General features: G+C 66.3%; 14 protein-coding genes and 1 pseudogene. 1 reads left to right on the top strand and 14 read right to left on the bottom strand.

The features are described 5' to 3' along the window. Positions 1–291 precede the first annotated feature (291 nt). From ACYQ2W_RS23350 to mutL, 10 genes are all read right to left on the bottom strand, one after another. Positions 292–1,602 carry an adenylosuccinate synthase gene (locus tag ACYQ2W_RS23350; protein WP_459872884.1) on the bottom strand — a complete coding sequence of 437 codons (1,311 nt, stop codon included), beginning with the start codon at positions 1,600–1,602 and terminating at the stop codon, positions 292–294. Between the two features lie 255 nt (positions 1,603–1,857). After that, positions 1,858–3,054 carry an ATP phosphoribosyltransferase regulatory subunit gene (locus tag ACYQ2W_RS23355; RefSeq protein WP_459872886.1) on the bottom strand — a complete coding sequence of 399 codons (1,197 nt, stop codon included), beginning with the start codon at positions 3,052–3,054 and terminating at the stop codon, positions 1,858–1,860. 171 nt (positions 3,055–3,225) lie between these two features. Beyond that, positions 3,226–3,417, bottom strand: a complete 192-nt coding sequence (locus ACYQ2W_RS23360) for a DUF2065 domain-containing protein (RefSeq protein ID WP_459872888.1) — start codon at positions 3,415–3,417, stop codon at positions 3,226–3,228. A 120-nt stretch (positions 3,418–3,537) separates the two neighbouring features. Continuing rightward, positions 3,538–4,416 carry a protease modulator HflC gene (gene hflC / locus ACYQ2W_RS23365; RefSeq protein WP_459872890.1) on the bottom strand — a complete coding sequence of 293 codons (879 nt, stop codon included), beginning with the start codon at positions 4,414–4,416 and terminating at the stop codon, positions 3,538–3,540. After that, a complete protein-coding gene (gene hflK / locus ACYQ2W_RS23370) occupies positions 4,416–5,633 on the bottom strand; it encodes an FtsH protease activity modulator HflK (RefSeq protein WP_459872892.1) in 1,218 nt (405 codons plus the stop codon). Before hflK ends, hflC begins: the two co-directional genes overlap by 1 nt. A 113-nt stretch (positions 5,634–5,746) precedes the next feature. Beyond that, on the bottom strand, positions 5,747–7,018 hold the full coding sequence (gene hflX, locus ACYQ2W_RS23375) for a ribosome rescue GTPase HflX (protein WP_459872894.1): 1,272 nt from the start codon (positions 7,016–7,018) through the stop codon (positions 5,747–5,749). A gap of 127 nt (positions 7,019–7,145) precedes the next feature. Then, entirely contained in the window at positions 7,146–7,436 is a 291-nt protein-coding gene (hfq, locus tag ACYQ2W_RS23380; RefSeq protein WP_459872896.1) for an RNA chaperone Hfq, read from the bottom strand. A gap of 173 nt (positions 7,437–7,609) precedes the next feature. After that, positions 7,610–8,518, bottom strand: a complete 909-nt coding sequence (miaA, locus tag ACYQ2W_RS23385) for a tRNA (adenosine(37)-N6)-dimethylallyltransferase MiaA (RefSeq protein ID WP_459872898.1) — start codon at positions 8,516–8,518, stop codon at positions 7,610–7,612. Between the two features lie 215 nt (positions 8,519–8,733). After that, a complete protein-coding gene (locus tag ACYQ2W_RS23390) occupies positions 8,734–8,985 on the bottom strand; it encodes a hypothetical protein (RefSeq protein WP_459872900.1) in 252 nt (83 codons plus the stop codon). A gap of 142 nt (positions 8,986–9,127) precedes the next feature. Then, complete coding sequence (mutL, locus tag ACYQ2W_RS23395; protein WP_459872902.1) at positions 9,128–10,960, bottom strand: DNA mismatch repair endonuclease MutL; 1,833 nt, start codon at positions 10,958–10,960, stop codon at positions 9,128–9,130. Positions 10,961–11,104: 144 nt separating this feature from the next. On the opposite strand from mutL, the gene ACYQ2W_RS23400 reads away from it, so the two are divergent. After that, positions 11,105–11,977, top strand: a complete 873-nt coding sequence (locus tag ACYQ2W_RS23400; protein ID WP_459872904.1) for a CvfB family protein — start codon at positions 11,105–11,107, stop codon at positions 11,975–11,977. Here ACYQ2W_RS23400 and ACYQ2W_RS23405 read toward each other — a convergent pair. The 4 genes and pseudogenes from ACYQ2W_RS23405 to ACYQ2W_RS23420 all read right to left on the bottom strand — a co-directional run. Beyond that, the gene (locus ACYQ2W_RS23405) at positions 11,901–12,134 is read right to left on the bottom strand and encodes a DUF5615 family PIN-like protein (RefSeq protein ID WP_459872906.1); all 234 of its coding nucleotides are present in this window, start codon (positions 12,132–12,134) and stop codon (positions 11,901–11,903) included. The genes ACYQ2W_RS23400 and ACYQ2W_RS23405 overlap by 77 nt on opposite strands. After that, complete coding sequence (locus ACYQ2W_RS23410; protein ID WP_459872910.1) at positions 12,131–12,355, bottom strand: DUF433 domain-containing protein; 225 nt, start codon at positions 12,353–12,355, stop codon at positions 12,131–12,133. The genes ACYQ2W_RS23405 and ACYQ2W_RS23410 overlap by 4 nt, the downstream gene beginning before the upstream one ends. Before the next feature lie 59 nt (positions 12,356–12,414). After that, positions 12,415–12,669, bottom strand: a complete 255-nt coding sequence (locus ACYQ2W_RS23415) for a DUF2442 domain-containing protein (protein ID WP_459872908.1) — start codon at positions 12,667–12,669, stop codon at positions 12,415–12,417. 7 nt (positions 12,670–12,676) lie between these two features. Further along, positions 12,677–13,028, bottom strand: a pseudogene (locus ACYQ2W_RS23420) (hypothetical protein); the annotation flags it as partial.

Consider the following 13,028-nt stretch of genomic DNA (forward strand, 5'->3'; position numbering starts at 1 on the left):
GCGGAAACGCCCGCTCGGGCAGCGGGGCGAAGGTCGTGAGGAGCGGTGCCTCCGCTCCCGTCGGCGCGGTAGCGCCGACCTACGGCGCCCCGTCCCAGCGGGAGAGGCCGGCAGCGGTGAGCTTGCGGTCGAGGGTGGCGACCGGCAAGGAGCGCCCCGAACAGTGCCTGAGACGCCTTTCCGCTCAGCGCACCTTGTTGGCCGGTTCCGGACGAAAAAAAAAGCGCTCCCCCGGGGAGCGCTTCAAGTTCACTTCGTCGAAAGGTGGAATACGTGCGATGAGCGTGCCGATCAGGCGTAGGGATCGCGCAGCACGATGGTGTCGGCGCGATCGGGGCCGGTGGAGATGATGTCCACCGGGACCCCCACCACCTCCTCGATCTTCTTGATGTAGGCCTTGGCATTCTCCGGCAGGCCGTCGTATTCGCGCACGCCGACGGTGGACTCCTTCCAGCCGGGCACCTCGATGTACTCGGGCTGGCACTGCTCGTAGGCGTCGGCGCCGATCGGCGGGGCATCGAGCAGCTGGCCGTCGGCACGGTAACCGGTGGCGATCTTCAGGGTGTCGAGGCCGTCGAGCACGTCCATCTTGGTCAGGCAGATGCCGCTGAGCGAGTTGATCTCGGCGGAACGGCGCAGGCTCACCGCGTCGAGCCAGCCGCAGCGGCGCGGACGGCCGGTGGTGGAGCCGAACTCGTGGCCCTGGTCGGCCATGTGCTTGCCCAGCGGGTCGTTGAGGTCGACGCCGTCGTACAGCTCGGTCGGGAACGGACCGGCGCCGACGCGGGTGGTGTAGGCCTTGGTGATACCGAGGATGTAGTCCAGGTCGCGGGGCCCGACGCCGGTGCCGGTGGCGGCACCGCCGGCGGTGGGGTTGGAGCTGGTGACGTAGGGGTAGGTGCCGTGGTCGATGTCGAGCAGCGTGCCCTGGGCCCCTTCGAACATCACGTCCTTGCCCTCGCGGCGGAACCGGTGGAGCAGCCCGGTGACGTCGGCCACCATCGGACGGATCTGCTCGGCCCACTCCAGCCCCTGGTCGAGCACCTGCTGGAAGTCGACGGTGTCGGTCTTGAAGTAGTGCTTGAGGGCGAAGTTGTGGTAGTCGAGCACCTCGCCGAGGCGGGCGGCGAAGCGCTCGCGGTGGAGCATGTCGCCCACCTTCAGGCCACGCCGGGAGATCTTGTCCTCGTAGGCGGGACCGATGCCGCGGCCGGTGGTGCCGATCGCCTTCTTGCCGCGGGCCAGCTCGCGAGCCTGATCGAGGGCGATGTGGTAGGGCAGGATCAGGGTGCACGCCTCGGAGATCTTCAGGCGCTCGGCGGCGGGGACGCCGCTCTCGCCGAGCATGCCGATCTCTTTCAGCAGCGCGTCGGGGGCGAGCACCACGCCGTTGCCGATCATACAGGTGACGCCCGGGCGCAGGATGCCCGAGGGGATCAGGTGGAGGACGGTCTTCTTGCCGTCGATCACCAGGGTGTGGCCGGCGTTGTGCCCGCCCTGGAAACGCACCACGGCGTGCGCCCGTTCGGTGAGCAGGTCCACCACCTTGCCCTTGCCTTCGTCACCCCACTGGGTGCCGACCACCACAACGTTCTTGGCCATTCTTCCGTTCTCGCTGACAGTATGTGAATAATAATCGTCGGGATGTCACGAAACCGCACTAGGGTCGCGTTTCAACTGGGGCGTTGCCGCTCCGGCGGCGCGCTCACCGATACCCGACGAGGGGCTCTCGGCCCCCTCCCCCCTTGACCTCATCCGGCGGGGCGATTGGCGGTCGAGCCAATCCCGCCGAGTCGGAACGGACTTCCGTCGCAAGTACCCCCGTTCCCGGCGGATTACGCTACCCGCTAATCCGCCCTACGAAACTTCGACCACTTCCCAGCGCTCACCCACAAGGGCAAGCCGGCGGTCGCAGCCCACCTCGGCGGCACCGCCACGCTGGCCGGGCAGCTCACGCACCACCCGCTCGCCCGAGGCGCGTAGCGCCCAGATCTCGTCTTCCAGCGCCTCGTCATCGACCGCGGGGGCGAAAACGCCGTCCATCGGCTCCTCTTCCCCCCCGGCACCGAGGGCCACCAGGGTCTTCAGGTCGGTGCTGAAGCCGGTGGCGGGACGGGCGTGGCCGTAGACCCCGCCAACCCCGTCGTACCGCCCCCCCTGGGCCACCGCCTCACCATGCCCCGGCACGTAGGCGGCGAAGACCAGCCCGGTATGATAGTGGTATCCGCGCAGCTCCGCGAGGTCGAAGTGAAGGATCTGCTCGGGGTAGTCGCGACGCACCCGCCCGGCAATCTGCTTGAGGTAGTCGATCGCCGCCTTGACCGATGCCGGTGCCGCGGCGAGCAGCGCCTCGGCCTCGGCGAGCACCTCGTCGCCGCCGTTGAGTTCGATCAGGGCACCGAGCATGCTCCGCGACGCCCCCGTCACCCCGGCCCGCTCCAGCAGCTCGTCGACCTCGGTGCGCGCCTTGCGCTGCATCGCCTCGAACAGCCGGCTGGCAGTGTCCGGATCGAGCCCCGCCTGCTCGGCCAGCCCGTGGAAGATCTCCACGTGGCCGAGGTCGAGGAAGATCTCCGCCACGTCGGTGGCGTTGAGGGTCTCCAGCATCAAGCCGATCACCTCGGCGTCGCTCTCCGGCCCGGCGTGGCCGAACAGCTCGGCCCCCACCTGGAGCGGCGCGCGGGAGCGGAAGAAGCCGCCGGGGCGGGTGCGCAGCACCGTGCCGAGATAGCACAGCCGCACCGGCGCCTCCCGCCGCAGGTGGTGGCCGTCGATGCGCGCCGCCTGCGGGGTGATGTCGGGGCGCACCCCCATCAACCGGCCGCTCAACTGGTCGGTGAGCTTGAAGGTGTCGAGATCGCGATCGCCGCCGGTGCCGATGGCCAGCGACTCCAGGTACTCGATCAACGGGGTCTGGATCAGCTCGTAGCCCCACAGCCGGTACATGTCGAGGATCTGCCGACGCAGCCCCTCCATCCGCTCGGCCTGGGCGGGGAGCATCTCCTCGATCCCCTCGGGGAGCAGCCAGCGGGCGTCGTTGTCGAAATGGGTCATGATTCGTTCAGAAGAAGAGTGGTCCGCAAATGAACGCGAATGAACGCGAATGAAGAGAGAAATCTAAGGCTAACGAGTTACCGGATGATGGCCGCGGAACCGCAAAAAACACATTGCTATTCTTATCATTTGCGTGCATTCGCGCTCATTTGCGGACAAATCCTCTCTCTTTCAGCCCCGCGCCCAGTAGAGGGCGGCGAGGCCCAGGGCCATGCTCACCGCACCGGCGATGCGCAGGTCACGGTCGTTCATCGCCGCCACCGAAAAGATCATCCGCCGCCACCCGCGCGGGTTGAGGAACGGCAGCATCCCTTCGAAGACCAGCATCAGCGCCAGCGCCGCCAGTAGATCGTTCCAGGCCATGGATTCCTAACACAAAAAAGCCGGAAGACCGACCATCCGGTCTTCCGGGCCACGAGTGGTCCGCCAATGAAGGATTGGCGGACTACTAGCGTGGATTGTAACTTCTTCAACCCGCCGACACTATCGCCGCGCCCCGCCGAGGGGATCCTTGAAGTAGCGGAAGAAGTCGCTGTCGGGATCGACGATCAGCATATCGTCCGTGCTGTTGAAGGTGTTGCGATAGGCGTCAAGGCTGCGGTAGAAGGCGTAGAACTCGGGGTCCTTGCCATAGGCCGCGGCATAGACCTCCGTCGACTTGGCATCCCCCTCACCGCGGGTCTGTTCCGCCTCGCGGTAGGCCTCGGCGAGGATCACGGTGCGCTGGCGGTCGGCGTCGGCGCGGATCCGCTCGGCCGCCTCCTGGCCGCGGGAGCGGAAGTCGCGGGCGACCCGCTCACGCTCGGCACGCATCCGCTGGAACACCGAGCTGGAGACCACCCGGGGCAGGTCGATGCGCTTGATCCGCACGTCGACGATGGAGATCCCCAGATCGGCGGCCTGTTTGTTGGCGGTCACCGTGAGGATGTCCATGATCTGGGTGCGCTCGCCGGAGACCACCTCCTGAATGGTGCGCTTGCCGAACTCCGCCTTCATGCCGTCGCGGATGATCTGCGCCAGACGGTTGCTGGCGCGCATCTCGTCACCGCCGGTGGCGCGGTAGAAGTTGGCCACGTCGTCGATCCGCCACTTGATGAAGGCGTCCACCGAGACGTTCTTCTTCTCCACCGTCAGATAGCGTTCGGGGTCGGCGTCCAGGGTGAGGATGCGGCCGTCGAAGGTGCGCACGTTGTTGATGAAGGGGATCTTGAAATAGAGCCCGGGGGCAAAATCGGTGCGGACGATCTCACCCAGACGGAACATGATCGCCTTTTCCCGCTCGTTGACGGTGAACATGGAAAAGGAGAGGAGCAGCGCCAGCGCCGCGAGGCCGAACAGGCCCAAGGATCGAAACTGTGCCATCAGCGCGTCTCCCTCATTCGCAGGTCGTCACGCAGCCGCCGCGGGGCGGGACGGGTGACGGGGGCCGGGTTTGGGGTCGAGGCACCGCCGCGGGAGACCGCCGACGCCGCGGCGGAGGCGGCCGCGCGGGCGGCGGCCTCGGCATCGCGCTGCGGGCTTCCCTTGTCCAGCGGCAGGTAGAGCAGGTTGTTGCCCTTCACGTCCACCACCACCTTGGAGGTGTTGGAGAACACCTTTTCGACACTATCGAGGTAGAGGCGCTCGCGGGTCACCTGCGGCGCCTTGTGGTACTCGGCGAGCAGCTTGCTGAAGCGGTCCGCCTCACCCTCGGCCTTGGCGGTGACGCTCTCCTTGTAGGCGCGCGCCTCCTCCAATTGGCGGGCGGCGGCACCGCGCGCCTTGGGGATGATCTCGTTGGCGTAGGCCTCGGCCTCGTTCTTGAAGCGCTGCTCGTCCTCCCGCGCCTTGATCGCGTCGGCGAACGCCTCCTGCACCTCGTCGGGGGCCTGGGCGTCGGCCAGGTTGACGGTGGTCACCACCAGACCGCTCTTGTAGCGGTCGAGGATCTCCTGCATCAGCTCCTTGGTGCGGGCGGCGATCTCGCTCCGCCCCTCGGTGATGACGAAGTCCATCTTGTTCTTGCCCACCACCTCGCGCACCGCCGACTCGGCGGCCTGGCGCAGGGTATCGTCGGGCGCGCGCAGCTCGAACAGGTAGTCGCGGGCGTCCTTGATCCGGTACTGCACCGCCAGCCGCACGTCGACGATGTTCTCGTCCTGGGTCAGCATCAGCGACTCGTTGAGTACCGACGACTCGGTCCGGCCGGCCGACTTGAAGCCCAGCTCGATGGACTGGACCCGGTCGACGTTGACCTTGGAGACCGACTCGATGGGATAGGGCAGGTGCCAGTGCGGGCCGGGTTCGGTGGTCTCGGTGTACTTGCCGAAGCGCAGCACCACCCCCCGTTCGGCGGGGTCGACGATGTAGATGCCGGAGGCGGCCCACACCACGAGTCCGACCACCAGCAGCAGCGACAGCCCGCCGAGGGCGGCGCCACCACCGCCACCCTGGCCGCCACGGCCACCGCCGAAGAGGCCACCGAAGCGGTTTTGCAGCTTGCGCACCACCTCGTCCAGATCGGGGGGTCCCTGATCACCGCCGCCGCGGTTGCCGCCGCCGCCCCAGGGGTCGGAACCGCCAGGTTCGTTCCAGCCCATAAGATTCTCCAATGCGTTGGTTGCAGTCGATTGGCCCGCCATTCTAGGGGAACGGGCCGGGATTTTCTAAAAACTACTGACTTTTCCCTAAGATTGGGCCGAATCGAAGAGGTTCAACCCATCTCCAGCCACTCGCGGGCGGCCAGCGCCTCGTAATCGCGGCGCGGCAGTTCCACGTCGAGCAGCCAGTGGCCACTTTCGTCGAGCGCCTCGCCGAGCACCGCGCCGGCGGCGAAGAGCTGGGCGCGCAGGCGGCCATCGCGAGGCGGCAGGCGTAGCCGCCCGCGCACCGAGCGGCCGCGGAAATATTCGCTCACCACCTCCAGCAACGACTCCACCCCGCGCCCGTCGCGCGCCGAGATCCACACCCGGCGGACATGGTCCTCCGCGTCGCGCTCCACCCGCGGCTCACCGCCCTCGATCAGGTCGATCTTGTTGAACACCTCGATCTGCGGCACCTCGTCGGCGTCGATCTCGTCGAGCACCGCGTGGACCTGGGCCATGTTGAGATCGCGGTTCTCGTCCTGGGCGTCGATCACGTGGAGCAGCAGGTCCGCTTCGCGGGTCTCGGTCAGGGTCGAGCGGAAGGCGGCCACCAGATCGTGGGGCAGGTGGCGGATGAAACCCACGGTATCGGCCATCACCACCCCGCCACCGCCCGGCAGATCGACCCGGCGCAGGGTCGGATCGAGGGTGGCGAAGAGCTGGTCGGCGGCATAGACGTGGGCCTCGGTGAGGCGGTTGAAGAGCGTCGACTTGCCGGCGTTGGTGTAACCGACCAGCGAGACCACCGGCAGGTCCGCCTTGCGTCGCGCACGCCGCCCCTGTTCGCGCTGCTTGCGCACCTTCTCCAGGCGCCGCGAGAGCTGCTTGATGCGCACCCCAAGCAGCCGCCGGTCGGTCTCCAGCTGGGTCTCGCCGGGACCGCGCAGGCCGATGCCGCCCTTCTGCCGCTCCAGGTGGGTCCAGCCCCGCACCAGCCGGGTGGAGAGGTGGCGCAGTTGGGCCAGCTCCACCTGCAGTTTGCCCTCATGGGTGCGGGCGCGCTGGGCGAAGATATCGAGGATCAGTCCGGTGCGGTCGAGTACCCGGCACTCCAGCACCCGTTCCAGGTTGCGCTCCTGGGAGGGGCTCAGCGCGTGGTTGAAGAGCACCAGATCGGCCTCCTCGCGGAGCACCGCCGCCTTCACCTCGTCAGCCTTGCCGGAGCCGATGAAGAGCCGCGCATCGGGGGTGTGGCGGCTGCCGATCACCTCCGCCACCGGCTTGGCACCGGCGGAGGTGGCGAGCAGCCGCAACTCCTCCAGATCCTCCTGATCGGCCTCGGCGGGCAGTTCCAGGTGGACCAGCACCGCCCGCTCGCCACCCGTGGGGCGCTCAAACACGCTCGATCTCCCTTCGCCGGGGGCACAGACGCAGATACCCCGGAACCACATGGGTTGCCGGGGTACCGGTGAGTGGGTGGGGCCGCGACGACGCGAGCACCACCCGAACGCAGGGCCGTTCAGTCAATCAGGCGTTGCCGTAGCCGTTGCCGACATTGCCGATCGGCTCGTGGTGTCCGCCGGCCATGGGCCCGGTTCCGGGCGAGGGGAGCCGCACGTTGCGGGCCGGGACCACGGTGGAGATGGCGTGCTTGTAGACCATCTGGCTGACACTATTGCGCAGCAGCACCACAAACTGGTCGAAGGACTCGATCTGGCCCTGCAGCTTGATACCGTTGACCAGATAGATCGAGACCGGGACACGCTCCTTGCGCAGGGTGTTCAGGAAGGGATCTTGGAGGGAGTAACCTTTGGACATCGTAATGCCTCCTTATTGTTATTGGGTGCAAATTCGCACCAACAACGAGTAAAAGAAAAGAGTAAGCGTCGCCAAACAAGCTTCTCTGATATGGGGTCGATCCAATGTCGCTCAACCCTGAATGTAGCAAATCAGAGAATGCTTAATTTTAGCATGTCTGAGAAATTGTTCGATCAGGAAATTCCGGATTGGTTCAACCAGCCTAGCAGACGTTCGGCGACCCGTCCGTGCGACGGATCGAACCACTCCGTCGCAGGAGTGGAGCGCAACCAGGTGAACTGCCGCTTGGCCAGTTGGCGGGTAGCGACGATCCCCCGTTCACGCATTTCCGCCCGGTCGAGGCGACCGTCCAGATACTCCCACACCTGACGGTAACCCACCGCCCGCATGGAGGGGAGTTCCAGGGAGAGATCGCCGCGCGCGCGCAACCCCTCCACCTCCTCGACGAAGCCCTGCTCCAGCATGAGGTCGAAGCGTCGTTCGATGCGCTGGTGGAGCACGCCGCGGTCGGCGGGGGTGAGCGCCGCCCGTAGCCAGCGGTAGGGCGGGCGATTCGTTCGCTGCTCGGCGTAGAGTTCGCTGGGGGTGCGGCCGGTGAGTTCGATCAACTCCAGCGCGCGCTTGATCCGCTGGGGGTCGTTGGGGTGGATGCGTTCGCCGGAGGCGGAATCGACGGCGGCGAGCCGCCGATGCAGCTCCGCCAGCCCCACCGACCGCTCCTCGGCATCGAGCCGCTCGCGCACCGCGGGGTCCGCCGAGGGCATCGCCGAAAGCCCCTCGGTGAGTGCGCGGTAGTAGAGCATGGTCCCGCCGACCAGCAGCGGAATTCGGCCGGCGGCGGTGATCCCGGTCATCTCGCGCAGGGCGTCGTCGCGAAAGCGCGCCGCCGAATAGGCCTCTGCCGGATCGAGGATATCGATCAGCCGATGGGGCGCCTCGGCCAGCACTGCCGACTCCGGCTTGGCGGTGCCGATGTCCATCCCGCGGTAGACCAGCGCCGAGTCGACGCTGATCAACTCGCAGGGCAGCTCGCGGGCCAACGCCACCGCCAGATCGGTCTTCCCCGATGCGGTGGGTCCCATGAGCAGAATCGCCGGTGGTTGCTGGTCGGTCACTTGGGAGTCTTTCGGAAAAACGTATTTTCAACGCGAAGGATTAACTTGCGGCAGGCAGCGCCTCACTTCGAACAAAACGGGCACGAACAATTAACCGGATAAACACTTCTGACCGGTTTGCCACCCTCCCCCGGATCCCGAAGAAATCAATCGATTCCACACTTCGTGTTAGATCACACCACTCAATCCAACCAGCGGACCAAGTAGTAGAGGCGGAAGCCTTCGGAGGAGCGGAAGGGACCGACCACCACCGCGGGGCGGAGATCGCCGCCGTCGGCACCGCGGCGGGCGGCGTCGGCATCCGCCACCTCGGTGACGCAGTTCTCCGGAAAGCGCCCGCGGGAGCGGCGCGGGGCGTAGACCAGCGCCGCCTTCTCGACACGCGCCTTCTCCTCGCCCAGCAGTTTCGGATCGATATCGGCATAGAGGTTCATCCGCTCTACCTTGGCTTGGGCACCGGGAACGCAGAGAGCGCAAAGACGCAAAGAACGCGGAGAAAGAAATTCAATCTCATCTTCTTCTCCGCGTTCTCTGCGTCTTTGCGTCCTCCGCGTTGATCACGAGCGCCAAAAAAGACTACTGCCCGCGCATGAAGAGCTTGTCGAGCTCATCGAGGGTCAGCCGGGTCCAGGTGGGGCGGCCGTGGTTGCACTGGCCGCTCCGCTCGGTGCGTTCGATGTCACGCAGCAGCGCATTCATCTCGGGGATCGTCAACCGGCGGTTGGCGCGCACCGAGCCGTGGCAGGCGGCGGTGGCGAGCACCGCGTTGCGCGCCTCCTCCACCCGCGAGCTGGTCCCCACCGCCACCAGATCGGCCAGCACGTCGCGCACCAGCTGCGCCGCATCGGCCTCGCCAAGGATCGCCGGCACGCTGCGCACCGCCAATGAATCGGGACCCAGCGCGCTCACCTCGATCCCCAGCTCGCGAAACATCGCCTCGTGCTCCTCGGCCGCCGCCGCCTCCCGCGGCGAGACGTTGACCGTCACCGGCACCAGCAGCGGCTGGGCGCGCACCCCCTCGCCGTCGATCGCCCGCTTCAGCCGCTCGTAGGTAATTCGCTCGTGGGCGGCGTGCATATCCACCACCACCATCCCCTCGGTGCTCTCGGCAAGGACATAGATGCCGTGGAGCTGACCTAGCGCGAAGCCGAGCGGCGGGGCCTCCCCCTCCTCCACGGCGGACTCCGGCGGCGGGGCCGGCTCGTTGCGCGGATGGAGCGCGGCATAGGCGCCCATCTCCTCCGCCACCCCGTGGCGCGGGCGGGAGGAGAGACCGAGTCCCCGCTGCTGGTACGGGAAGCCACCACCGGAGGAAGACGCCGTTCGGGAGAACGGAGCGGCGGAAGTCGCCGGAGCCGGCGCCGGAGCCGACGGCGTCAACGCGGGCCCCTCCCCCCCGTCCGTCTCCGGCCGGTCCTCCGCCAACGCCCGCTTCACCGAACGGCTGAGGAAGTCGTGGATCAGATGGGAGTCGCGGAAGCGCACCTCCGCCTTGGCCGGGTGGGCGTTGACGTCCACCAGCTTCGGATCCATCTCCAGGAACAGCGCGTAGGCCGGGTGGCGGCCGTGGTAGAGCACATCCTGGTAGGCCTGGCGCAGGGCGTGGGTGACCAGCTTGTCGCGCACCATGCGGCCGTTGAGGAAGAAGTACTGCAGATTGGGCTGGCCACGGGAGAAGGTGGGCCGGCCGATCCAGCCCCACAGCCGCAGCCCCATCGCCGCGAACTCCATGGCCAGGGCGTTGGCCACGAACTCGCCGCCGAGCAGCCCCTCCACCCGCTTCAGCCGCGCCGCCTCGTCCATTGCCGCGCGCAGATGAAAGACGTTGCGGCCGTTGTGGCGCAGCAGGAACTCCACCGGAAAGCGCGACAGCGCGATCTTGCGCACCACCGCCTCCAGGTGGCCGAACTCGGTCTTCTCGCTGCGCAGGAACTTGCGCCGGGCGGGGGTGTTGAAGAAGAGATCACGCATCTCCACGGTGGTCCCCGGCGGGTGCGGCGCGGGAGCGGGCTCGCTCTCCAGCTCGCGGCCGTCACCGCACAGCTTCCAGCCGCCCTCTTCGTCGGGCGTGCGCGAGGTGACGCAGAAGCGCGAGACCGAAGCGATCGCCGGCAGCGCCTCGCCGCGGAAACCGAGGGAGGCCACCGCTTCCAGGTCGTCGAGGGAGGCGATCTTCGAGGTGGCGTGGCGGGAGAGCGCCAGCGGCAGCTCCTCCTTCGGGATCCCCTTACCGTCGTCGCGGATGCGGATACGGCCGATCCCCCCCTTCTCCACCTCGATCTCGATCTTCGACGCCCCGGCGTCGAGGGCATTCTCCAGCAGCTCCTTGATCACGGACGCGGGCCGCTCCACCACCTCGCCGGCGGCGATCTGGTTGACCAGTTGGGGAGGAAGACGACGGATCGGCATGGAGAGAAGAGGCCCGGCTAAAGCGCCCTATACTACCCCACTCCGCCGCGGCGACGGGAAACCGGGGCGATTTCGGCAAGGCGGCGCCGACGGACGTGGTAGTCTGCGCCGCTCGTCGCGGGCCTGTAGAAGGGGGTCGATCCGATGGTTGAAGTGGGGCGGTTCAATCGCTTGCGGGTGGTCAAAGAGGTGCCTTTCGGCCGCTACCTGGAGGGTGAAGAGTGGGGGGAGATCCTGCTCCCCAATCGGTTCGTACCGGCGGGAACCCGGGTGGGTGACGTGGTGGAGGTATTTCTCTACTTCGATTCCGAGGGCGAGATCATCGCCACCACCCAGCGCCCGCGGGCCAAACTCGGCGAGTTCGCCTATCTCCAGGTGATCGACCGCAGCCAGGCGGGGGCGTTCCTCGACTGGGGGCTGGACAAGGACCTGCTGGCCCCCGTGCCGGAGCAGCGCCGGCCGATGGAGATCGGCAAGTCCTACATCGTCCACGTCAAACAGGACGGCGAAGGGCGGCTGGTGGCCAGCTCCAAGATCGACCGTTTTCTCGACCGCTCGCCCCCCCGCCTGAAGCCGATGGACGAGGTGACACTGCTGGTCGCCGAACGCACCGAGCTCGGCGTCAAGGTGATCGTCGACGACAGCCATTGGGGGCTGATCCACAACGACGACCTCTTTCAGGAGCCGCGCTACGGCAAGCGCATGCGTGGCTACGTCAAGCGGGTACGCAGCGACGGCAAGATCGACGTGGTGTTGAACCGGCGCGGCGAAGAGCGGATCGGTGACCTGGGCAGCGAGATTCTCGCCCGACTGCGCAAGAACGGCGGCTTCCTGGCACTCCACGACAAGAGCGCCCCGGAGGAGATCCAGCGGGTGCTGGGGGTCAGCAAAAAGAGTTTCAAGGAGGCGATCGGGCACCTCTACAAACAGCGCAAGATCGTCATCGAGGCCGCGGGCATCCGCCTGCTGGAGTCCGATGGGTATCCAATAGATCCAGAAAATCCCTGTCTTTGGTGATGACGATCACTCCGGCCTGCTTCGCGGAAAGAAAGATATCCACATCATCTGCGTCACGATAACCCAGATATTTCACGGAATATGCATCGACCCCGAATCGCTCCTTGATCCAAGGCGCGAGGGCCGGAGAGAGCTGGGCGTCGATCCAGAAAATCACGCCGCGAGCGTCGGGTGGTTGAGTCTGCGAGAGGCGTATTGAAGGGCGGCCTGGACATCTTCCACTTCGAGATCCGGTAGCTCTTCCAGCACCTGTTCAGCGCTCATCCCGGTGGCCAGGAGGTCCAGCACATCGGATACGCGAATTCGCATGCCACGAATGCAGGGGCGGCCTCCGCATTGGCGGGGGTTGGTGGTAATTCGGTTGCCAAGTGTATTCATGGATTTTTTGCGCTCCCACGGCTCCTCGAAAGGAGGATGTTGAAAAAACCATAACGCAGTCACCATTTTTTCCCTTGATCCGCAGGAACCATACCTGCCACCAGCGTTTCCGCTGCGATGTCCTGTTCATGCGGCCAAGTGACTGCCCCAAACACAATTCCTACTCGATCAAAATAGCGCTTGTCGCGCAACTTACGAAAAACGCCGCGATCAAGATACGGCTTCAGGTCAAAGATCCCCTCTCTTCCATCCTCGATCTGGACGTGGATTCTGTAGTTATCAAGCGGTCGTACTGTTTTGACATCCCAATACATGGCAGTTTCACAACCGATCGACTTCCGTTAAGGATAGGCCAGTGACTTCCACCACCTCGCCTTTCTCCATTCCCTTCTTCAACAGATTCCGGGCGATCCGGATTGTGCCCTCATTCAGCCCCTCCTCTCTACCCTCCTTTCTCCCCATCTCTTGCCCTTCGACCCGCCCAATCTCCCGCCCCTCATCCAGCACCGCCCGACTCCACCGCTCCACCGCCTCCCGATCCTCCAGCTCCGGCGCGGGCGGCAGTTCGACGTTTTGGCTGGAATCCGGCGGGGTGGGCAGCGTGCCGACTGCCTCCGCGCCGCAGTGGCTCGCCAGCTCCTCGGCGGCGGCGGTGAGGACACACCGGGCGAGG

The organism is Endothiovibrio diazotrophicus (genome assembly GCF_054657215.1).